The sequence below is a fragment of the Geomonas oryzisoli genome (genome assembly GCF_018986915.1).
GTDB lineage: Bacteria > Desulfobacterota > Desulfuromonadia > Geobacterales > Geobacteraceae > Geomonas > Geomonas oryzisoli.
In genome coordinates this window covers 3,511,796-3,532,500 of sequence record NZ_CP076723.1, presented here as the reverse complement: position 1 = coordinate 3,532,500, position 20,705 = coordinate 3,511,796, and the positions used below count along the sequence as shown (strand labels likewise).

Annotated in this window: 18 protein-coding genes and 2 rRNA genes; 14 read left to right on the top strand and 6 right to left on the bottom strand. The window is 58.7% G+C overall.

Annotation, left to right across the window (positions count from 1 at the left end; genetic code table 11):
* The first annotated feature begins 39 nt into the window (after nucleotides 1–39).
* The 4 genes from KP004_RS15390 (at nucleotide 40) to KP004_RS15375 (ending at nucleotide 4,683) form a co-directional block, all read left to right on the top strand.
* Nucleotides 40–2,998: ribosomal RNA gene (locus tag KP004_RS15390) — 23S ribosomal RNA — on the top strand.
* A gap of 123 nt (nucleotides 2,999–3,121) precedes the next feature.
* Nucleotides 3,122–3,238: ribosomal RNA gene (gene rrf, locus KP004_RS15385) — 5S ribosomal RNA — on the top strand.
* 178 nt (nucleotides 3,239–3,416) lie between these two features.
* Nucleotides 3,417–3,755, top strand: coding sequence for a hypothetical protein (locus KP004_RS15380; RefSeq protein WP_216799362.1), 339 nt, complete (start codon nucleotides 3,417–3,419; stop codon nucleotides 3,753–3,755).
* Nucleotides 3,756–3,918: 163 nt separating this feature from the next.
* Complete coding sequence (locus tag KP004_RS15375) at nucleotides 3,919–4,683, top strand: L,D-transpeptidase family protein (RefSeq protein ID WP_239026832.1); 765 nt, start codon at nucleotides 3,919–3,921, stop codon at nucleotides 4,681–4,683.
* 40 nt (nucleotides 4,684–4,723) lie between these two features.
* Here KP004_RS15375 and KP004_RS15370 read toward each other — a convergent pair whose 3' ends face one another.
* Nucleotides 4,724–5,053, bottom strand: a complete 330-nt coding sequence (locus KP004_RS15370) for a cytochrome C (RefSeq protein ID WP_216799360.1) — start codon at nucleotides 5,051–5,053, stop codon at nucleotides 4,724–4,726.
* Between the two features lie 323 nt (nucleotides 5,054–5,376).
* Between KP004_RS15370 and KP004_RS15365 the strand changes: the two genes are divergently transcribed.
* Both KP004_RS15365 and KP004_RS15360 read left to right on the top strand, forming a co-directional pair.
* Complete coding sequence (locus KP004_RS15365; RefSeq protein ID WP_216799359.1) at nucleotides 5,377–5,835, top strand: response regulator; 459 nt, start codon at nucleotides 5,377–5,379, stop codon at nucleotides 5,833–5,835.
* Nucleotides 5,832–7,379: a SpoIIE family protein phosphatase gene (locus KP004_RS15360; protein WP_216799358.1), complete on the top strand. Its 1,548-nt coding sequence runs from the start codon at nucleotides 5,832–5,834 to the stop codon at nucleotides 7,377–7,379. Before KP004_RS15365 ends, KP004_RS15360 begins: the two co-directional genes overlap by 4 nt.
* Nucleotides 7,380–7,432: 53 nt before the next feature.
* Here the strand turns inward: KP004_RS15360 and KP004_RS15355 are convergent, their stop codons facing one another.
* On the bottom strand, nucleotides 7,433–7,849 hold the full coding sequence (locus tag KP004_RS15355) for a secondary thiamine-phosphate synthase enzyme YjbQ (protein ID WP_216799357.1): 417 nt from the start codon (nucleotides 7,847–7,849) through the stop codon (nucleotides 7,433–7,435).
* Nucleotides 7,806–8,711, bottom strand: coding sequence for a D-alanyl-D-alanine carboxypeptidase family protein (locus tag KP004_RS15350; protein ID WP_216799356.1), 906 nt, complete (start codon nucleotides 8,709–8,711; stop codon nucleotides 7,806–7,808). The genes KP004_RS15355 and KP004_RS15350 overlap by 44 nt, the downstream gene beginning before the upstream one ends.
* Nucleotides 8,712–8,858: 147 nt before the next feature.
* Here KP004_RS15350 and mutL point away from each other — a divergent pair, with 147 nt between their 5' ends.
* From mutL to KP004_RS15330, 4 genes are all read left to right on the top strand, one after another.
* Entirely contained in the window at nucleotides 8,859–10,871 is a 2,013-nt protein-coding gene (gene mutL, locus KP004_RS15345) for a DNA mismatch repair endonuclease MutL (RefSeq protein WP_216802650.1), read from the top strand.
* 47 nt (nucleotides 10,872–10,918) lie between these two features.
* Nucleotides 10,919–11,833, top strand: coding sequence for a tRNA (adenosine(37)-N6)-dimethylallyltransferase MiaA (miaA, locus tag KP004_RS15340; protein ID WP_216799355.1), 915 nt, complete (start codon nucleotides 10,919–10,921; stop codon nucleotides 11,831–11,833).
* Nucleotides 11,834–11,845: 12 nt separating this feature from the next.
* Nucleotides 11,846–12,070 (top strand): RNA chaperone Hfq, encoded by a 225-nt coding sequence (gene hfq / locus KP004_RS15335; protein WP_012529414.1) that lies wholly within the window; start codon nucleotides 11,846–11,848, stop codon nucleotides 12,068–12,070.
* A gap of 268 nt (nucleotides 12,071–12,338) precedes the next feature.
* On the top strand, nucleotides 12,339–13,637 hold the full coding sequence (locus tag KP004_RS15330) for a DUF512 domain-containing protein (RefSeq protein ID WP_216799354.1): 1,299 nt from the start codon (nucleotides 12,339–12,341) through the stop codon (nucleotides 13,635–13,637).
* Nucleotides 13,638–13,783: 146 nt separating this feature from the next.
* Here KP004_RS15330 and KP004_RS15325 read toward each other — a convergent pair whose 3' ends face one another.
* Nucleotides 13,784–14,878 (bottom strand): AAA family ATPase, encoded by a 1,095-nt coding sequence (locus KP004_RS15325; protein WP_216799353.1) that lies wholly within the window; start codon nucleotides 14,876–14,878, stop codon nucleotides 13,784–13,786.
* 299 nt (nucleotides 14,879–15,177) lie between these two features.
* Here KP004_RS15325 and KP004_RS15320 point away from each other — a divergent pair, with 299 nt between their 5' ends.
* The 4 genes from KP004_RS15320 (at nucleotide 15,178) to KP004_RS15305 (ending at nucleotide 18,728) form a co-directional block, all read left to right on the top strand.
* Nucleotides 15,178–15,972: an amino acid ABC transporter substrate-binding protein gene (locus tag KP004_RS15320; RefSeq protein WP_216799352.1), complete on the top strand. Its 795-nt coding sequence runs from the start codon at nucleotides 15,178–15,180 to the stop codon at nucleotides 15,970–15,972.
* 61 nt (nucleotides 15,973–16,033) lie between these two features.
* Nucleotides 16,034–17,053, top strand: coding sequence for an ABC transporter permease subunit (locus KP004_RS15315; protein ID WP_216799351.1), 1,020 nt, complete (start codon nucleotides 16,034–16,036; stop codon nucleotides 17,051–17,053).
* Nucleotides 17,040–17,819 (top strand): amino acid ABC transporter ATP-binding protein, encoded by a 780-nt coding sequence (locus KP004_RS15310; protein ID WP_275423140.1) that lies wholly within the window; start codon nucleotides 17,040–17,042, stop codon nucleotides 17,817–17,819. Before KP004_RS15315 ends, KP004_RS15310 begins: the two co-directional genes overlap by 14 nt.
* 180 nt (nucleotides 17,820–17,999) lie before the next feature.
* A complete protein-coding gene (locus KP004_RS15305; RefSeq protein WP_216799350.1) occupies nucleotides 18,000–18,728 on the top strand; it encodes a BON domain-containing protein in 729 nt (242 codons plus the stop codon).
* Nucleotides 18,729–18,759: 31 nt separating this feature from the next.
* Here the strand turns inward: KP004_RS15305 and KP004_RS15300 are convergent, their stop codons facing one another.
* Both KP004_RS15300 and KP004_RS15295 read right to left on the bottom strand, forming a co-directional pair.
* Nucleotides 18,760–19,191, bottom strand: coding sequence for an archease (locus KP004_RS15300; protein WP_216799349.1), 432 nt, complete (start codon nucleotides 19,189–19,191; stop codon nucleotides 18,760–18,762).
* 12 nt (nucleotides 19,192–19,203) lie between these two features.
* The gene (locus KP004_RS15295; protein ID WP_216799348.1) at nucleotides 19,204–20,664 is read right to left on the bottom strand and encodes an RtcB family protein; all 1,461 of its coding nucleotides are present in this window, start codon (nucleotides 20,662–20,664) and stop codon (nucleotides 19,204–19,206) included.
* Nucleotides 20,665–20,705 lie beyond the last annotated feature (41 nt).

Below are 20,705 nucleotides of genomic sequence, written 5' to 3'. Positions count from 1 at the left end.
TAGTATGCACGGCAGTGAGATCATTTACAGTTTTTTTATGGTCAAGCTACTAAGGGCGTACGGTGGATGCCTAGGCAGAGAGAGGCGATGAAGGACGTGGTAAGCTGCGATAAGCTTCGGTGAGCCGCTAAACAGGCTTTGACCCGGAGATTTCCGAATGGGGAAACCTACTGGAGGTAATGCTCCAGTAACGTAGAGTGAATTCATAGCTCTACGTGGCGAACGAGGGGAACTGAAACATCTAAGTACCCTCAGGAAAAGAAAACAATAGTGATTCCGTCAGTAGCGGCGAGCGAAAGCGGAACAGCCCAAACCGGCTCCATTTCGATGGATCCGGGGTTGTGGGGCCCCGACGTGGGATTGATGATTGGTAGGAGAACGGTCTGGAAAGGCCGGCCATAGTGGGTGATAGCCCCTTATCCGAAACCATGACTCACCCTAGGGTGTCCCCGAGTACTGCGAGGCACGTGAAACCTCGTGGGAATCCGGGAGGACCATCTCCCAAGGCTAAATACTACTCTCTGACCGATAGTGAACCAGTACCGTGAGGGAAAGGTGAAAAGTACTCCAATGAGGAGGGTGAAATAGAACCTGAAACCGTATGCCTACAAGCAGTGGGAGCACTATGGAGCAATCCAGTGTGACCGCGTGCCTTTTGCATAATGAGTCAGCGAGTTACCCTCAGCAGCGAGGTTAAGTTCATAGAACGGAGCCGCAGCGAAAGCGAGTCTTAATAGGGCGAATTAGTTGCTGGGGGTAGACCCGAAACCGGGTGATCTATCCATGTCCAGGGTGAAAGGAAGGTAACACTTCGTGGAGGCCCGAACCCACTGGCGTTGAAAAGCCAGGGGATGAGGTGTGGATAGGAGTGAAAGGCTAATCAAACTCGGAGATAGCTGGTTCTCCCCGAAATATATTTAGGTATAGCCTCACAAAGTAAGTAGCGGGGGTAGAGCACTGGATGGGCTAGGGGCCTCACCAGGTTACCAAACCTAACCAAACTCCGAATACCGCTAACTGTTATTGTGGGAGTCAGACTGCGGGTGATAAGATCCGTAGTCAAAAGGGAAAGAGCCCAGACCGCCAGCTAAGGTCCCAAAATCTATGCTAAGTGGAAAACGATGTGGAAATGCCCAGACAACCAGGAGGTTGGCTTAGAAGCAGCCACCCTTTAAAGAAAGCGTAATAGCTCACTGGTCGAGTGGGTCTGCGCGGAAAATGTAACGGGGCTAAGCATAGTACCGAAGCTGCGGATTTGATCCTTAAGGATCAAGTGGTAGGGGAGCATTGTGTAAGCCTGCGAAGGTCGACCGTGAGGACGGCTGGAGGTATCACAAGAGATTATGCTGACATGAGTAGCGAAAAACAAGGTGAGAAACCTTGTCACCGAAAACCCAAGGTTTCCTACGTAAAGGTAATCTGCGTAGGGTTAGTCGGTCCCTAAGGCGAGGCCGAAAGGCGTAGTTGATGGGAAACAGGTTAATATTCCTGTACCACCTGTTGTTGCGATGGGGGGACGGAGAAGGGTAGACGATCCTGGCGCTGGTTGTCCAGGTTTAAGGTTGTAGGCGGGAAGAGGAGGCAAATCCCTTCTTCCATTCAACGCTGAGAACTGATGACGAGGGGGTATCCCCGCAAAGTCGTCGATCCCATGCTTCCAAGAAAAGCCTCTAAGCTTCAGACAGCAGGTGACCGTACCGTAAACCGACTCAGGTGGGTGAGGATAAATGTCCTAAGGTGCTTGAGAGAACACTGGTTAAGGAACTCGGCAAAATGATACCGTAACTTCGGGAGAAGGTATGCCCTTTTTGGTGAAGGCGATTCGCTCGCACAGCTGAAGAGGGTCGCAGAGAAATGGCGGTAGCGACTGTTTACTAAAAACATAGGACTCTGCAAAGTCGCAAGACGACGTATAGGGTCTGACGCCTGCCCGGTGCCGGAAGGTTAAGGGGATTTGTTAGCCGCAAGGTGAAGCTTTGAACCGAAGCCCCGGTAAACGGCGGCCGTAACTATAACGGTCCTAAGGTAGCGAAATTCCTTGTCGGGTAAGTTCCGACCTGCACGAATGGCGTAACGATTTCCGCGCTGTCTCAACCAGTGGCTCAGCGAAATTGAATTCTCGGTGAAGATGCCGAGTACCCGCGGTAAGACGGAAAGACCCCGTGCACCTTTACTACAGTTTGACAGTGACATTCGAATAAGCTTGTGTAGGATAGGTGGGAGGCTTTGAAGCTGGGACGCCAGTCTCGGTGGAGCCATCCTTGAAATACCACCCTGGTTTGTTTGGATGTCTAACCCAGGTCCGTCATCCGGATCGGGGACACTGTCTGATGGGTAGTTTGACTGGGGCGGTCGCCTCCCAAAGAGTAACGGAGGCGCGCGAAGGTTCCCTCAGGCTGATTGGAAACCAGCCGTAGAGTGTAAAGGCATAAGGGAGCTTGACTGCGAGACCAACAAGTCGAGCAGGTACGAAAGTAGGTCTTAGTGATCCGGCGGTTCTGTATGGAAGGGCCGTCGCTCAACGGATAAAAGGTACGCCGGGGATAACAGGCTGATCTCCCCCAAGAGTTCACATCGACGGGGAGGTTTGGCACCTCGATGTCGGCTCATCGCATCCTGGGGCTGAAGTAGGTCCCAAGGGTTTGGCTGTTCGCCAATTAAAGCGGTACGCGAGCTGGGTTTAAAACGTCGTGAGACAGTTTGGTCCCTATCTACCGTGGGCGTAGGATACTTGAGAAGAGTTGACCTTAGTACGAGAGGACCGGGTTGAACGTACCTCTGGTGTTCCAGTTGTTCCGCCAGGAGCAGTCGCTGGGTAGCTATGTACGGAAAGGATAACCGCTGAAAGCATCTAAGCGGGAAGCCTCCTTCAAGATTAGGTATCCCCGGGAGCAATCCCCTGAAGGCCCGTTGTAGACCACAACGTTGATAGGCCGGGTGTGTAAGCGCAGTAATGCGTTCAGCTTACCGGTACTAATCGGCCGTGAGGCTTGACCATAAAAAATTCTTAGAGAGGGGGGTGGACCTCCACCCCCCGATCATATACTGCCAAAAATCCTACAGACACGAAATGCGATTGTGAGAAACATATTGCGCGGGCTCAGGCCCAAGCGGAGAGTTTCTCTGTGGCAATGCCGAGAGGGTCACACCCGTTCCCATCCCGAACACGGAAGTTAAGCCTCTCTGGGCCGATGGTACTGCATTGGAAACGATGTGGGAGAGTAGGTCGCCGCAGGGAATTTAATAGAGAAAGCCCCGTCTGATTCCAGACGGGGCTTTTTCGCGTTCAGAGACTGATGCTGCGATAGCTTCGCCGCGTTTCTCTTTTTCCTTCGCTCGTCCTGCCCATTACGTTGCAAATCTCGACAAGCTGGATAAAATTGGTCGGTGTTAACATTTAGACGTGGAGGTTCATCTTGAGATTCTCCTTCCTTGTCGTTTGTTCTCTCCCCTTCCTGGTGTCTGGTTGTGCCACCAAAGGCTACGTCAACAAGCAGATCGCCCCTGTCTCCTGTAGAGTCGATGTCTTGGAATCGAAGAACGCCGCACTCGAACAGCGGGTGAACTCTTTTGAGAGCAGGCTGGCAACCCTGGAGAGTCAAGTCTCTCAGGCACAACTAGCCAACAAGGCTATGTTGGATGACGCTACTGCCAAGGCCGCCGACAGCGCGCAAAGAGCTGAGGCCGCTGCGACATCCGCCGCGCAGGCTGCGGAAAGAGCTGAAAAGATGTTCGAGCTGGGACAGAAAAAATAGCTCCCCAATGGTCATCGACTGCACTCGAGGCAACCGGGCTCTCGTCCACTGCGCTCTAGCAGCGACCTTTGTACTGCTAACTTCTCCCGCGTTTGCAGATCAGTCGGCTGCCCCGGGTCGATCCCTCTACCCCGGCGGGTATATTGGAGAACTGCGTCGGTACGTGGTACTGCAAAGGGAATCTCTCATCGAAATCGCCCGGAGATTCGATCTCGGCTACAACGAGATACGAGATGCCAACCCTGGGGTCGATCCAGTTCTCCCTAAACCCGGTACCGTTGTTACCATACCTTCGGCTTGGATTCCCCCTGCAGTTTCAGATCGACCTTCGATTGTGGTGAACTTGGCTGAGTTACGTCTTTTCTATTTCCCCCAGTCCAATTCCTCCGCCATCGAGTCCTATCCCATAGGCATAGGCGATGAAGGGGCCGAAACTCCGGTGGGCAACTTTGTCATCGTAGAAAAAATTCTCGACCCTAGCTGGCATGTCCCAGCATCGATACGTCGACAGCGACCCGAGCTTTCTGCTGTGGTCGCACCTGGAGTACGCAACCCCCTTGGGCGACATGCCCTGCGTCTGTCTCGCCAAGACATGCTCATACATGGAACGAACCGCCCCTGGGGGATTGGCAGACGATCGAGTCATGGTTGCTTGCGCCTGTATCCGAAGGACATTGCCTCGCTATTCGTCAAAGCTCACAAAGGCATGCAGGTACGGATTATTGATGAGCCTGTGAAGGTGGGTATCAAGGAGGGGAGGGTATTCATTGAGTTCCACTGTCACGGGAGAGAACCTGTGACAGTGGGAGAGGTATTACACATGTTGGCAGACCTGGGACTGCTGCAAGAAATCGATATGGGGAAGGTCATCCGTGCCTATTACGAGAATAAGGGGTACCCGGTAGAAATAACCTGGACCAATCGATAGCAAAGGGGGCTGGTAAGCCCCCGGACCAGGTTGCCATCGACTACTTCTTGGGTTTCAGCGGGCTTTGCTTGTAGAAGATGCCCAAAACGGACTGTTCGTCCGCTGTCAGCTTTACTCCCTTGAGTTCCATCCGGTGCTGGATTTTTTGCATGTCCTTGCCGGCGGCGATGGCGCTTTCGATGCGCTCAGCGCTATGGCACGTTACACATTTGTTGTCGATAACCAGGTGCGCTTCCTTAAACATGCCACCTGTAACACTGCCAAGATTGGTCCCGGATGTGGGCGCAGGTTTAGGCGCTTCCTGTGCAGCCTGGAGCACCCCGATGGAAAGTGCGGTCACTGCTAATGCGACAACTATGGCAGCTTTCATTGCTTCTCCTTTAAGTCATAATGTGATGTAACCTTACTGTTAAGATATATAGCAGAAAAACTGAACCTTGCTTCGAAAGCGTCTGTTTTCGCCATTCACGGTGGGAGAAGTCTTGGTCCAACTGCCTGTGGGGGAGTGGCTATGCTCTACAAGAGTATCCGTGCAGCTGAATTCGGGCCAGTGTTGGTAGTTGAATGCGGTGCCCCACAGTTCATCTGGCAGGTTAACGCTGTTGGTGTATCGCGATAAAGACGTGGTAAAATCTGTGTGTCCAACGGTCCTTTTACTGTGATTTGTCCTGGAGGGCGTAAGGGGATATGGCGATGTTAAAACTAAAGCGGATACTGTTGGTTGAGGACAACGCCAATGATGCGGAACTCACCTTGGAGGCCCTGGCTGAGCATAATCTGGCCAACGGGGTCGATGTTGTCAGAGACGGTGCAGAAGCCCTCGATTATCTTTACAGGCGTGGGTCATATGCCGGTGAGGCGCCGCTCAACCTGGCGGTCATTCTTTTGGACCTGAAACTGCCGAAAGTGGACGGTCTGGAGGTGCTCAGCATCCTTAAAGGGGATGATAAGCTCAAATGCATACCGGTAGTGGTTCTGACCTCGTCACGGGAGGAGAGGGATGTCGTGGACAGCTACCGTTTGGGAGTCAACGCATACGTGGTAAAGCCGGTGAACTTTTCGGAGTTCATCACAGCAGTGAAGGAGGTCGGCGCCTTCTGGGCCATCATCAACGAGCCGCCTCCGTTACCTCATAAGGGCCATAACCAATGAAACAGGAGCGTCTGCGAATACTGCACCTTGAAGATGATCCAATGGATGCGGAGCTGGTTCTGCTGACACTCACCTCAGAGGGGCTCGACTGCGAAGTCCAGGTGGTGTCGAGGCGGGACGAGTTCAGTGTCGCTCTTGAGCGCGGCGGGATGGACCTGATCCTGGCTGATTTTGCGCTTCCTGCTTTTGATGGCATGACGGCCTTGTCGATGGTGCGCCAGAAGCTGCCCGATCTGCCCTTCGTTTTCGTTTCGGGAAAACTGGGCGAAGAAGCGGCCATCGAGTCGTTGAAAAGTGGTGCAACGGACTACGTCCTGAAGAGCCGCCTGTCTCGACTGGTTCCCGCGGTGCAGCGCGCGCTTACCGAGGCGCAGGAGCGGGCGAAACAGCGGCAAACCGAGCGGGACCTGGAAGTGGCTCACGCAGAAATCGAGAAGCGGGCCGAAGATTACAGAAACCTGTTCAACAGCATACGAGACGTCATCGTCGTCGCCGACCACAACCGAACCATACTCCACGTGAACCAGCCTGCCTTACACGACATTTTCGGCTACGAGTCGCAGGAAGTGATCGGCAAGAGCAGCAGAATTCTCTATGCCAAGAATGAAGATTACGACAGCACTGGCAAAGAGGTGTTCGACGCCAAAACCAGGGTGAAGGGAAAACTCGTCGAACTGCACTTCCGCAGGAAAAGCGGCGAAGTCTTCATCGGCGAGCTTTATGCGATGAAGCGTCTGGACCGCTTCGGCAACGTCACCGGCAACATCTCGATCTTCAGGGACACCAGCGAACGAAAAAAGGCGGAGGCTGATTTACGGGAGAGCGAGCTGCGCCGCATGCAGCTGCAACTTGAACTGGTATATGCTGCGGAAATCCAGGCCAAGCTCCTGCCGCGGGTTTACCCGCAAATCGAAGGCTTCGAAATAGCAGCACGCTGCCTTCCCGCCAAACAGGTTGGCGGCGACTTCTATGACTGGCAGCAAGTGTCGCCCACGCTCTTCAACCTGACCCTCGGCGATGTCATGGGAAAGGGGATGGCCGCTGCCATGTTGATGGCAACGGTCAGGGCGGCGCTGCATGCGGTGACGCTTTACAACCGGCCGGCCCAGGCGGTGCATTTGGCCGAAAAGGCGCTCAACGAGGACCTCGAGAACTCGGAAAGCTTTGTCACCCTGTTCCACGCCCAGTTGGACTCCGCGGCGCGGACTCTTTCCTTCGTTGACTGCGGTCATGGCTATGTCTTTGTCAGGCGCGGTAACGGGGCAGTAGAAACCCTCAACCCGCGGGGGCTCCCTTTGGGGGTGCAAGGGGATGAGGTCTACCTGGAAGGGAACGTGCACTTCAGGAAGGGTGATGTGATGGTTCTGTACAGTGATGGTTTGGTCGATGCCAGGCCGGAACTGGAGCTCACTCACGAAAAACTGGCGTCCCACCTTGCAGGAAAGAAAAGCGCCCAGGAGATGGCTGACACCCTTGTGGCGCTGACCGGCAAACCCGATCCCCAGCCTGACGATATCACGGTTTTAGTGCTGCGGGCAGTCTGACTATGTCGCTCATCCGGTGCTTCTCCTGCCGCCCGGACCTGATTCCTGTGTGACTATTCACCGATGATTTTTACCAGAGCCCTCTTTCTGCGCATGCCGTCGAACTCACCGTAAAACACCTGCTCCCAAGGCCCCAGATCGAGCTTCCCACCCGTCACCGCGACGACCACTTCCCGGCCCATGATGGTTCTTTTCAGGTGCGCATCACCGTTGTCCTCGCCATGGTTGTGGCGGTACCGGTTGTGAGGTTTTTCGGGCGCCAGTCCTTCCAGCCATTCTTCGAAGTCCTGGTGCAGCCCCGACTCGTCATCGTTTATGAAGACGCTGGCGGTGATGTGCATGGCGTTGCACAATAACAGCCCCTCGCGTATGCCGCTTTCGTCCAGTGCTGCTTGAAGATCACGGGTGATGTTGACAAAGCCGCGCCTACTCTTGATCTGGAACCACAGTTCCTTCCGGTGATGCTTCATCCGCTCTCCTTGCTGGTGTCGCTGATTCTATGATTCTCGGTAATGTGTTGCGTGGTGATGAGGCGGCGAAGGCGGCGTCGAGCAGAGCCGGTGCGGCCGCCCACCTGTTTCTCGAGTGCATGATAACCAGCAGGACCCTTGTGTCCTCCCGCTCGGCCAGAGCGACGAGACATTGTCCGGCGTTGGGTGTGGTCCCGGTTTTTACTCCGATCGCCCCGGGATACTTTCCAATCAACCTGTTCTTGTTCCTCAGATAATAACTGCGCCTGCCGTCGAGTGTAGTTATGCGCATGTTGGGGCGGCCCACTATCTTCGCGAAGTGAGGTTGTTGCATCGCCCTCTCGGCAAGGCGCGCCAAGTCCTGAGCGCTGGAATAGAGCCCCTTGCTGTCATGGCCGCAGGCATTGGCGAAATGGGTGTTCTCAAGACCCAGGGCCCGGGCTCGCGCGTTCATCTGTATCACGAAATCGCGTTGATTGCCACAGGCGTGCTCGGCGAGGGCCCGGCAGGCGTCGTTGGCGGACGCGATCAACGTCGCCGCCAGCAGGTCGCGCACCCGGAACTTCTCTCCGCGTCGCAGCCCGATTCTGCTGCCGGTTTCCCGCGCCGCGCTGCGGCTGACCACGACCACATCGTCAAGGTCGCACCTTTCCAGGACCACCAAGGCAGTCATCATCTTGGTGAGGCTGGCCGGTGCCCGGCGGATGGCGGCGTTTTGTTGGCGGAACAACCGGCCGTTTATCTTCACGAGGTAGGTCGTGGCTGGGTGGTAGGAGCGGGCCTCGGCTGGTTCAGTGATGGCCAAGCCGGAGATGACTGCCGCGATAGAGAGGGATTTTTTTAAAAATGAGAAAATTTTCATTCTGCACGTTATAGCATCGTTTCCCGCTCCCGCAATGTGCGCAGGGGCTTGTGTGCGGGACGGCCTGTGGCTCCCAATCTTGGATTTACAAACGGGCGCCGCTTAAGGTATCTTGCTGACTTCGATTACCGCAGCGTGAGGATGACATTGGCTACCAAGATACGAATACTTCCCGAGAACCTGACCAACAAGATCGCCGCCGGCGAGGTGGTGGAGCGACCGGCCTCCGTTGCCAAGGAACTGGTGGAGAACGCACTCGATGCGGGCTCGAAAGAGGTCGTGGTCGAGATCGAGTCCGGCGGCAGGCGGCTCATCAAGGTCACCGATTCCGGCAGCGGGATGTCACGCGAGGACGCGCTCCTGGCTCTCGAGCGTCACGCCACCAGCAAGATCGCCAGCGACGAGGACCTCTTCGCCCTCTCCACCTTGGGCTTTCGCGGCGAGGCGTTGCCCTCGGTGGCTTCCGTTTCCCGCCTCACCATCTCCACCCGCACCAGCGACAGCCTGGAGGGGACGGAGATCTATGTCGAGGGGGGGCGCATAAAGGAGGTCAAGGAATGCGGTATGGCTCCCGGGACGGTGATCGCCGTGCGCAACCTCTTCTTCAACACGCCGGCGCGGCTTAAGTTCATGAAAAGCGCGGAGACCGAGGGGGGGCATGTGGGAGAACTGCTGACCCGGCTTGCCATTTCCCGCCCCGATGTCCGTTTCACCTACAAAAATGATGGGAAGACGGTGTTCCGCGCCCTCGATGCGGACCTGAAGGAGCGGGTGGCGACCCTGTTGGGGCGGTCGATCGCTTCCTTCCTCTATCCGGTGTCGTACGAGGTGCCGGGAGGCGTACTGGTGACCGGCCTGGTGGCGGCGCCTGAATGCAGCCGCAGCGCCGCGAGCCACCTGTACACCTACATAAATGGCCGCTTCATCAAGGACAAGGTGGTGCAGCACGCCATCCTACAGGCCTACCGGAACTTCCTGGAGCGTGGCCGTTATCCCGTGGTCGCGGTGTTCATCGACATCGCCCCGGGCGAAGTAGATGTGAACGTGCATCCAACCAAGCACGAGGTGAGGTTCCGCGAACAAGGGAAGGTGCACGACGCCATCCAGTACGCGGTGGAAAGCGTGTTGAAGCAGACCCCCTGGCTGAAGCGGCCAACGGTGCCAGCTCCAACTGCTTCGACTGCATCGGTGGTGCATGCCGGCGGCGTAACTGGAGTTGCTACCGGCACCGTCACCCCGCCTGAGCGTCCCGTTCCCTCTCCGGCTGGTGCACCCATGGAGGGCACGCCTCAGGTGATGTCACTTTCTGCCGCGGCGGCTAAAGCCGTGCAGGAACCGGTGCTTGCCGCAGAGCCGGCTCTCCCGTCGGTGAGCGAGGCGAAAGTGGCCGAGATCCGCGAACTGCTGGTGGGATATCAGCCTAAGCCCCAGCCGGCGCTGCGCCCCCATTACCACTTCGAGGCGCCGACGCGGGAGGCCGAGGAGCCTGCATCCCCGCCTCGTAGCCAGGAGCCTGCCGCCCACCTTTGCACCGAAGAGCCCGTGCCCGTTTGTCACAAGGAGAGCGCGACGCCTGGTTATTTCTCGTCGCTGGCGGTGATCGGCCAGTTCAACGCCTCTTACATCCTGTGCCAGCGGGGCACGGACCTGGTGCTGATCGATCAGCACGCGGCGCACGAGCGGGTGGCTTTCGAAAAGCTGAAAGCGGAGTTCGCCGGTAAAGAGGTGGATAGCCAGGGGCTGCTTTTCCCGGAAACGCTGGAACTCTCCTTCCGGGAGTCGGCGGTGCTCAGGGAGAACCTCGAGGAGCTGCGCCGCCTGGGCTTCTCCTTCGAGGAGTTCGGAGGCAACACTTGGCTTCTGAACGGTGTACCGCAGCTTCTGTCCGGCACTGATTACCTGCGCACCATCCGCGACATCCTCGAGGAACTCTCCAGCTTGAGCCGCAGCCGGACCTTCACCGATATCCAGGAGGATCTTCTCGCGCGCATTGCCTGCCACAGCGTTGTCCGCGGGCGACGGACGCTGACGGCCCCGGAGATTTCGGCTCTGTTCAAACAGATGGACGTAACGGATTTCTCCAGCAACTGCCCGCACGGCAGGCCGGTGATGCAGACCCTCACCCTGGCCGAGGTGGAGAAGATGTTCAAGCGGGTGTAGAACCAGGTACGGCAGCCGATCACACTGCCACAGTTAGACGGGAACTCATGACGCAAGAGAAGACAAAGCTGCTGGTGGTTGGCGGACCGACCGGGTCCGGAAAGAGTGATCTTGCCTTGAGGTTGGCAGAGCGGATCGACGGGGAGATCGTCAACGCGGACTCGATGCAGATCTATCGCGGTCTCGACATCGGAACTGCCAAGCCCTCACCGGAAGAACTGGCCCGCGTGCCGCACCACCTGATCGATATCGTGTCGCCGGAGCAGGATTTTACCGCCTCGGATTTCAGGCGGGAGGCCGCAGCTGCCATCGAGGACATCGACCGGCGCGGGAAAAAGGCGATCGTCGTCGGCGGTACCGGGCTGTACCTGCGCGCCCTTTTGGAGGGGCTGCTCGACTCCCCGACAGGGGACCCGGAACTGCGCCGCCAGTTCGACGATGTCCCCGGAGAGGAATTGCTGCGGCGTCTGGCGGACGTCGACCCCGAGACCGCGGCGAGACTGCACCCAAACGATCGCGTGCGCCTGGTACGCGCCCTCGAGGTCTACACCCAGACCGGCCGCCCCATCTCCGCCTTCCGGGCCGAGCACGGATTTTCAGGCGATCACTACCGTGCCTTGAAGCTGGCGATCAGTGTGGAGCGGGCTGAACTTTACCGGCGCATCGATGCACGGGTGGAACGGATGCTGGCAGAAGGGCTGGAGGAAGAGGTGCTGGGACTCCTGGACCAGGGTTACAGCCGCGAATTGAAGTCAATGCGTTCCATCGGGTACAAGGAAATGACGGCCTATCTGGCTGGCGAAATGACGCTGGATGAGGCAGTTACGCTGATCAAGCGCGACAGCCGCCGTTATGCCAAGCGACAGATGACATGGTTTGGCAGGGAAAATGATATTTATTGGCTTGAATATCCCGCAGCATTTGCTAGTATCCTTGGTCATGTGATTGAATTTTTTGGGTAAAGGAGCGGAATCATGCCTAAAACGCCTTTTAACATCCAGGACCAGTACCTCAACCAGTCTCGCAAGGAACGTGTGAAGGTCTTGGTGCAGCTCATGTCCGGTGAAAAACTGGAAGGGCATATCAAATCGTTCGATAACTTCTCGGTACTGATGGAAGTTCACGGCGATATCCTCATCTATAAGCACGCGATCTGCAGCATCACTTCCGTGGATGGCGTTTTCCGACTGCACCAGTAGCTTCACCGCTTGTGCAGTCGCAGTCGTCCGGACCAGCTGACGCTATCCGGTGAAACCGCATCGTCACGACAGTAACTCCTCCCAGCCGGCTCAAAGGGCCGGCTCGTTTTTTTATCTGTTGCCAAATTCCTCCTTCTCCACCTATCATTAAAGTCTGCGCGCCGCCGCTCTCACGCCGGCTGCCTCTCGGGGCATCCTGCGACTGCTGATCCCGCAGCCGGAAAATTTCCACCTACCGCTGCTGGGCGCGCGCACCAGGAGGGATTTCATGTCAGGTCTGACTATCGATAAGGTGATGCCCGGAAGCATCGCCGACGAACTGGAACTCGAGCCGGGGGACCGGCTGCTGTCGGTGAACGGGCACCCTTTGCGCGACGTCATCGATTACAACTATTTTGCATCCGACGATGAACTGGAGCTGGAAGTCGAAAAGGCCGACGGGGAGCTCTGGGGCCTCGAGGTGGAGCGCGAAGAGGGGGAGCCGCTGGGTATCTCCTTCCAGGCGCCGGCGCCGGCTCGCTGCGGCAACAACTGCGTGTTCTGCTTCGTGCACCAGCTGCCCCGAGGACTGCGCGGTCCCCTTTACGTCAAGGACGAGGATTACCGCCTCTCCTTTCTCTACGGCAACTACGTAACCATGGCCAATATCGGCCGCGCCGAGCTGGACCGCATCAAGGAGCAGCGGCTCTCCCCGCTCTACATCTCCGTGCACGCGACCGACGCGGGGCTGCGCGAAAAGCTTTTGGGCAAAAACGGCATCCTCCCGATTCTGGACGTGATGCGGGAACTGGCCGAGGCGCGCATCACCATGCACACCCAGGTCGTGCTCTGCCCGGGCTGGAACGACGGGGACGCCTTCGCCAGGACGGTGCAGGACTTGGCAGCCCTGTACCCGTGGGTGGCCTCCCTGGCGGTGGTTCCGGTGGGGTTGACCGAGCACAGGCAGAATCTCCCGGCACTTGCCCCGGTGACCAAGGAGTTCGCCGTGGCATTCGTCGAGAAGTGGTACCCGGAGTCCCGGCTGCTGGAAGAGCGCCTGGGCGCACCCTTCCTGTTTCTGGCGGACGAGTTCTACATCAAGGGGGATCTGCCGTTTCCCGAACTTGACGATTACGGCGACCTGCCCCAGTTGGAGAACGGTGTCGGGATGATTCCGCTGTTTCTCTCCGAGGCGGAACAAGTGCTCGAGGAGGCCGAGGCATTGAAGCCGGGCAAACTGACCGTCGTTACCGGCGAATCTCCCTACCGTTACCTCGCTGAGTTCCTAGAACGGCTCTCCGGGGCGACCGGGGTCGCCATGCAACCGGTGGCGGTGCGCAACAGGTTGTTCGGTCCCACTGTCACCGTTACCGGCCTGGTCTGCGGAGCCGACGTCGTTGCCGCCCTGCAGGGGATTGAGCTGGGAGAACTGGTGCTCGTGCCTGACGTGATGTTGAAAGAGGGGGAGGGGGTGTTCCTGGACAACCTGACCCTGGATGACGTGGGACAACAGCTTGGGGCGGAGGTGCAGGTAGTGGAGTCGACTCCCTACGGGATCTATGACGCACTGGTGCAGCGGCTGGGATAAAGCCGGAAGGCAAAAAGAAAAGCAAATGAGCCGGAGAGGATGCGTCCTCTCCGGCTCTTTCTGTTTAAAAGTGTTTTCTGATGCTGTGGCTAGGTTGGCTAAAGCCCCCGTGTGCAGAAAGGGAGGGCAGCTCTTCGTGGCCAGTTTCAGCGGCTCATGGCATCGATGACGTCGAAGTCGAAGACGCTCTCGGCCGTGGATTTGATCAGGTCGATCTTTTCCTTGTCATCAGCCGTGATCTTCGAGACATGCTCGGTGAGGGTGATGAAGGTCTCGGCGGTGTTCTGCGAGGTGCGCAGGTAGGGGATGTTGCTGTCGTCCAGTATCCTCTGCGTGATCGCGGAGACCGGCGCCGACCCGGGTATCACCACGCCGGCCAGCTTGCGCCGGTAGGCCGGGATGTTGTACAGGGCCGATGCGGTAACGATGAGCTCGTCCCTGGAACTCGTAGTGATCAACAGTGTGGAGTCCTGCAGGGTGTCGATGACCCGCTGGGAAGATGCGGCCCCGAGCTGGATGTGATTGATGATCCGGTCCTTGCCTTCCTGGTCTCCCTGCAGCGGCAGCTTCAAGAGCTTGGAGAGGTCGAGCAGGGTGGGGTTGGCCAGGGTAGGGGAGTAATCGAAGGCGCCCGCCACCTTCTGCTGGCGGCTTTCGAAGAACGTCTTGAGATAGCCCAGGGTCTCTTCACGCTTCTCGGCGAGGAGCTTGTTGACCAGGATCAGCTTCACCTCGGCACCCTGTTGCTGGAACAGGGAAAGGTTCAACTGGACCGAGTCGATGACGCAGCCGATGCCCCCTGCGGCGACCATGAGAACCGGTGCATCCAGGGTACGCGCGATCTGGGCGTTGTTGATGCCGACCACCGAGCCGACCCCGCCATGACCGGACCCCTCGATGATGAGGAAATCGTTCTTGGCTTCCAGTTCGCTGCATGCCTGTTTGATGGCCTCCAGCGGGGCCTCCGGTGCAATCTCGCCGGAGAGGTACCTCTTGGTGTACCCCTTCCCGACCACAACCGGGGACATCAGTTTGCGGTCCGCCTCCATGCCGTAGATGGACGCGATGAGGGCCGCGTCCATGTCCATCTCGACGCCATCGAGCTTGAAGACCTTGGGGCCGATCGGTTTTATGAAGCCCACACGGGCGTATCTCTGCTTGGCAAGGTGCAGCAGCGACAGGCTGATGGTGGTCTTGCCGCAGTGCTGGCCGGTGGCAGCTATGAATATCTTTTTACACATGTTGCTTAGCCTCGTCGCCTTCTCTTTCAGACAAGTTGCCTAATCACTCGGATTATACTGATTTGGAAAAATTGCGGCAACATGGTATACGGTACCGCTGCCGGGTCCTCCCAAGGTGTCTCGCAGCCTCCACTTGATCCCCTCGTTTCACTCCCTTTGTAAGTTGCCGCAGTCCCGTTATCTTCTTGACGCTTCCACGATATTCTGCAATAATCCGCCGGTCCAAACGCCTGTTTGTTTACATCAAATCTTTCTAAGCTTCACCATCACCGACCATAGCGTAGAAAAGGAGCGTAAACGTGAAAAAGATTTGGGTTATCCTGTCGTCTCTGCTCGTCCTTGCCTGTGCCGTCTCTGCCTTCGCCGGCGACGGTTCCTTCAAAAGGGTCAAAAGCCAGGGTGCTCTCACCATCGGCCTCGATGACGCCTTTCCCCCGATGGGTTACCGCAACGACAAGGGGCAGCTGGTAGGCTTCGACATCGATGCCGCCGAAGAAGTGGGCAAGCGTCTGGGCATCAAGATCAACTGGCAGCCGACCGCATGGGACGGCGTCATCCACGCTCTGAACTCCAAGAAGTTCGACTGCATCTGGAACGGCATGACCATCACCGAAGAGCGCAAGAAGGAAGTCGCCTTCACCAAGCCGTACAAGATGGACGGTCAGGTCGCGGTGGTCCGTTTCGCCGATAAGAAGCTCAAAAAGCTTACCGACCTGAAAGGGGCCAAGGTAGGCGTGCAGAAAGGTTCCTCCGCCGTCGAGGCAGTCAAGAAACTCCCGGCAGCCCCCGCCGAGGTGCGTGAGTACGAGGACAACCCGAAGGCGCTGCTGGACCTCGAGTCCAACCGTCTCGACACCGTCATCATCGACGACGCCACCGGCCGCGATTTCATCGCCAAGCGCCCCGGCAAGTTCCGCATCCTCCCGGGCAACATCACCAAGGAGCCGTTCGGAGTCGCCTTCCGCAAAGAAGACGTGGAGCTGCGCGAGGCCGTCCAGAAGACCCTCGACAAGATGGTCAAAGACGGCACCATGGCCAAGATCTCCAAGAAGTGGTTCGGCGAGGACATCACCAACCCCAAGAAATGGAAATAGTTAACGCTTTCCCCTCCCCGTTTGCGGGGAGGGGGACTGCCACAGTCAATCAGGTGTGCCGATGAAATTTTTTACCGGCAGGGTCGCCAAACGGTCGATCCTGCTTTTTTCTTGCGTGCTGTTACTCCTGGCTTCGGCCTGCTTCGCCAAGGATTACGATCAGCTCTTCACCGATGCCAACGACGCCATGGCGCAGGGGGATCTCCCCGCCGCCATCGCCCTGCTGAAGAAGGTGGAGTTCGAGAAGGGTGACGAAAGCGGCGCCTTCGTCAGGAGCAGGATGCAGATCGCGAGGCTGCAATTCGCCCTGAAGGACATGGAGCAGGCAAGCTCCGCCGCCAAGGAAGTGCTGGCCGTCTACCCCGACAACAGCGAGGCCTTGAACTTCCTCGCCTCGGTCAAGCAGGAGCAAACGCCGCGCTACCAGGTCTTCATCCAGGACTGCCTCCGCTTCCTGCCGCAGCTGTTGAAGGGCGCGGTGATGACCATCACGCTGGTGGTGTGCATCATCCTCATTTCGCCCATCGGCGGACTCCTCATCGCGCTCGGGCGCATCAGCACCTTCAAGCCGGTGTCGGGCCTGTGCTGGTTCTTCATCTGGCTCTTCCGCGGCACGCCGCTGCTATTGCAGCTCTTCTTCATCTACTACGGCCTCCCGTCCCTGGGGGTCACCTTCAAGCCCTTCACCGCCGCCATCCTCGGCCTCGGGCTCAACTACTCCGCTTACCTCGGCGAAATCATCCGCGGCGGCATCCAGAGTATCGAGCACGGTCAGATGGAGGCGGCCAAGGCCATCGGCATGAGCTATTGGCAGGCGATGCGCCGGGTGATCATCCCGCAGACCTACAAGCGGCTCATGCCCCCCATCGGCAACGAGTTTATCGCCCTCATCAAGGACACCGCGCTCGTTTCCACCATCGCCATGGTCGAGCTGATGCGCTCCGCGGACCAGATGTTCAACGCCTACTTCAACGTGACGGCGCTGATCCTGGCGGCGCTCATCTACCTGCTGTTCACCACCATCTTTACCTTCGTCTTCGAAAAGATCGAGGTTCGGGCCGGCATCTATGAAAACCGCTAACCAACCGTTGTTAAGCCTCAAGGGGATCACCAAGCACTTTGGCTCGCTCACCGCCGTGAACGGAGTGGACCTCGATGTCTGCCCCGGCGAGATCGTGGTCATCATCGGGCCGTCGGGGTCCGGGAAGTCGACGCTGTTGCGCTCCATCAACTTCCTCGAGGAGATCGAGGAGGGGACCATCGTCTTCGAGGGGAACGAGATCGGCTACGTGGCCAACAAGCACGGGCGCCGGCACCTGGACGCGCCGCACAAGATCTGCGCGCTGCGCTCCGAGATCGGCATGGTGTTCCAGCACTTCAACCTGTTCCCTCATATGACTGTGCTCGGCAACGTGATGGAAGGGCCGCTCACCGTGCAGAAGAAGGGCTCTGAGGAGGCGCGCGACATCGCGTTGGACATGCTGGCCAAGGTCGGACTCTCCGACAAGCGCGACGTCTACCCCGCCACCCTCTCCGGCGGCCAGAAGCAGCGCGTCGCCATCGCGCGGGCGCTTGCCATGCGCCCCAAGCTGATGCTCTTCGACGAGCCCACCTCGGCTCTGGATCCTGAACTCATCGGCGAAGTCTTCGACACCATCCGCGATCTCGGCAAGGAAGGGATGACCATGATCATCGTCACCCACCAGATGGGCTTTGCCAAGGAAATGGCGGACCGGGTCATCTTCATGGAGAAGGGCTCCTTCGTGGCCCAGGGGACCCCGGAGGACTTCTTCGCCAACCAGATGGAGCACGACCGCATAAAGTCCTTCCTGAACCGCATCCTGTAACAAGAGCGGCGGCAGCACCCCTGCCGCCGCTCTTGTACCTCCCGCCACTCACGCCCAAAGCTCCACTCGCCATCGCCGCGCCGTCGACAACCCTCTTGCCCGTGCTACAATGTAGCCTTGTTGTTTCGGTGTTTATTAATCCAGCGTGGCCGTTATTCACATGGGAAAAGGGGGAGTGCCATGATCAGAGCTGAAGAGGTCATCGGAACCATTCGGGCAGGTCTCGAGCGGGAGGCGCGGGTAAACCTCCATGACCATCCCATCGAGTTGAGCTTCGCCGACGGCGTCATCACCATTGCGGGCGAAGTGGGGGGGATCGCTGCCAAGAAGCTTGCCCTTAACATCGCCGCCAGGCCGCAGCCGGTCACCGGGATCGTGGACCGGCTGCGCGTCGAGCCGTCGGAGCAGATGGCGGACGGCGCCATCCGCGACCATGTCTGCAACGCACTCGTCAGCGAGCCGGCCTTCATGCAGTACGCCGTCCAGGCGATTGTGAAGCAGGACCTGGAAGAGGTGCGCGGCACGGCGCAACGGGGACTGGAGCGGGTCCTCGAGGTCGAGGTCGACGATGGCGTGGTGATCCTCAACGGCAGGGTCGAGAGTATCTCGCACAAGCGGCTGGCCGGCGTTCTGGCATGGTGGGTGCCGGGAAGCAGGGACGTGGTCAACGGCATCGAGGTGTGGTCCGACCCCGATGAGAACGAGGATGAACTGGTGGACCTGATCAGGATCGTCCTGGAGAAGGACCCGCTGGTGAACGCGGCGCAGATCACGGTTCGCAGCAACGCGGGCGTGGTGACCCTGGAGGGGGCTGTGCCCACCCCCAACAACAAGCGCGCCGCCGAATCCGATGTCTGGTACGTGCTGGGGGTGAACGAGGTGGTGAACAACCTGGTGGTGACCGGGTGAAAGGAGAGGCGGGCGAGGAGAGGCGGGCGACCTACACGTCCAGCACCACCGTCGCCCGCCATCCTTGCGGCACCTGCTCCACCTTGTAGCGCAGGAAGGTAACCGCCTTCACATCGGTCCTCATTTCGTGGCGTGTCGGGGCGATCTCCTCTCCCGACAGCGTCGCCCGCACGGTGAGCCCGCCGTCGCTGGGCGAGATCTCGATATCGGCCGGGAGCAGGATCAGCCTGCGGGCATCCTTGTAGAAAATCAGCTCGTTTAGAAAATCGAACAGAAGCATCTCTTCGTTTTCCTGCTCCAGCTTCAGCTCCAGTGTCTGCGCCGGGCGCACCTGGTCCAGGTTCTCCACCATCACCTCCATGGTGGCCCGTGCCGCGTCGCGGAACAACTCTTCCAATGTCGGCGCCCAGGCGTCGAAGGCGACGTCGGCATGGGCGATGTCGCTGCGGTACTCAAACGGCATGACGTCCCCTCCTTACCCCTTTATATTCCCGATCGGCACCAGGCGCGCCACCCGCTTGCTCAGCCCGGCCAGTTCGGTCGCCTCCACCACCTCGTCGATGTTCTTGTAGGCCGCACCCGCCTCCTCCGCGAGGCCGCCGAAGGAGTCGGTGCGCACGTAGATGCCGCGCTGTTCCATCTCGCGCTGCAGCTTGTCGCCGCGAAAGTTCTTCTTGGCCTCGTGGCGGCTCATGGTCCTGCCGCTGCCGTGCGCCGTGGTAAACCAGGCGTCCCCCCCGGTAGACATGCCTGCCAGCAGGTATGAGCCGGTCTCCATGCTACCCCCGATGATCACCGGCTGTCCCGTCTTCCGGTAGCACTCCGGCAGTCCGGGGAGCCCCGGGCCGAAGGCGCGGGTGGAACCCTTGCGGTGGACCAGCAGTTCCTTCCGGCTGCCGTTGATAAGGTGCCTTTCCAGCTTGGCGGTGTTGTGGGCGACGTCGTAGACCATACGCAGGCCCAGTTCATCCGGCGCGGCATGGAAGACGTCCGAGAATACCTCGCGGATCCGGTGCAGGATCACCTGCCGGTTGGCGAAGGCCATGTTGACGGCGCACTTCATGGCGCTGAAGTAGGCCTGCCCCTCGGGGGAGTGGAAGGGAGCGCAGGCAAGTTCCCTGTCGACGATCTTGATGCCGTACTTGCGCTCCATGACTGAGAGGAAAAGCTTCAGATAGTCCGTGGCCACCTGATGTCCGAACCCCCTGCTGCCGCAGTGGAACATGATCACCACCTGGTTGGGGACGGTGGTCAGGCCGAAGGCATCGGCGAGCTCGCGGTCCATTATGTTCTGTGGCTGCACCACCTGGATCTCGCAGTAGTGGTTGCCGCTCCCCAGTGTTCCCAACTGGTTGTAGCCGCGCTCCACCGCTTTCTCGCTGATGTGGGTGGCATCCGCCCCAGGGAAGCAGCCTCCTTCCTCGGTCATGTCCAGGTCTTCCTGCGTGGCGAAGCCGTTTTTCAGGCACCAGCGCGACCCTTGCTGCACCACGGTGCGGAAATCGTCCTGCTTGAGCTTGACGAAGCCGTGGCAGCCGACCCCGGTGGGGATGCGGGCGAAGAGACGATCGACCAGTTGGTGCAGCTTGGGCTGGACCTGCTCGGCGGTCAGGTTGGTGAGCACGAGCCGCATGCCGCAGTTGATGTCGAAACCTATGCCGCCCGGAGAGATCACGCCGGAGCGGGGATCCATGGCGGCGACCCCGCCTATGGGGAAGCCGTAGCCCCAGTGCCCGTCGGGCATGCAGTAGGCGTAGCGCTGGATGCCGGGGAGCGTGGCGACGTTGCTTACCTGCTCGAACACGCCGGCGTCCATTTCGTTGATCAGCTTCTCGCTGGCGACGATCCTGGCGGGAACCAGCATCCCTTCCTTGTAGCTCATCGGCAGTTCCCATAATGTGTCGCTGATCCGCTTCAGTGCAGCTGGTACGTTCATAGGGCCTCCGTTCCCTTTAGATGGCAAAGCACCCGGAGATG

Bases quoted from the DNA above. Each gene is read 5' to 3' on its own strand.
- KP004_RS15315 (WP_216799351.1), top strand. From the start codon at position 16,034: ATGAAATTTTTTACCGGCAGGGTCGCCAAACGGTCGATCCTGCTTTTT.
- KP004_RS15310 (WP_275423140.1), top strand. From the start codon at position 17,040: ATGAAAACCGCTAACCAACCGTTGTTAAGCCTCAAGGGGATCACCAAG.
- KP004_RS15325 (WP_216799353.1), bottom strand. From the start codon at position 14,878: ATGTGTAAAAAGATATTCATAGCTGCCACCGGCCAGCACTGCGGCAAG.
- KP004_RS15360 (WP_216799358.1), top strand. From the start codon at position 5,832: ATGAAACAGGAGCGTCTGCGAATACTGCACCTTGAAGATGATCCAATG.
- KP004_RS15330 (WP_216799354.1), top strand. From the start codon at position 12,339: ATGTCAGGTCTGACTATCGATAAGGTGATGCCCGGAAGCATCGCCGAC.
- KP004_RS15365 (WP_216799359.1), top strand. From the start codon at position 5,377: ATGTTAAAACTAAAGCGGATACTGTTGGTTGAGGACAACGCCAATGAT.
- KP004_RS15355 (WP_216799357.1), bottom strand. From the start codon at position 7,849: ATGAAGCATCACCGGAAGGAACTGTGGTTCCAGATCAAGAGTAGGCGC.
- KP004_RS15300 (WP_216799349.1), bottom strand. From the start codon at position 19,191: ATGCCGTTTGAGTACCGCAGCGACATCGCCCATGCCGACGTCGCCTTC.
- KP004_RS15295 (WP_216799348.1), bottom strand. From the start codon at position 20,664: ATGAACGTACCAGCTGCACTGAAGCGGATCAGCGACACATTATGGGAA.
- KP004_RS15305 (WP_216799350.1), top strand. From the start codon at position 18,000: ATGATCAGAGCTGAAGAGGTCATCGGAACCATTCGGGCAGGTCTCGAG.
- miaA (WP_216799355.1), top strand. From the start codon at position 10,919: ATGACGCAAGAGAAGACAAAGCTGCTGGTGGTTGGCGGACCGACCGGG.
- KP004_RS15350 (WP_216799356.1), bottom strand. From the start codon at position 8,711: ATGAAAATTTTCTCATTTTTAAAAAAATCCCTCTCTATCGCGGCAGTC.
- hfq (WP_012529414.1), top strand. From the start codon at position 11,846: ATGCCTAAAACGCCTTTTAACATCCAGGACCAGTACCTCAACCAGTCT.
- KP004_RS15370 (WP_216799360.1), bottom strand. From the start codon at position 5,053: ATGAAAGCTGCCATAGTTGTCGCATTAGCAGTGACCGCACTTTCCATC.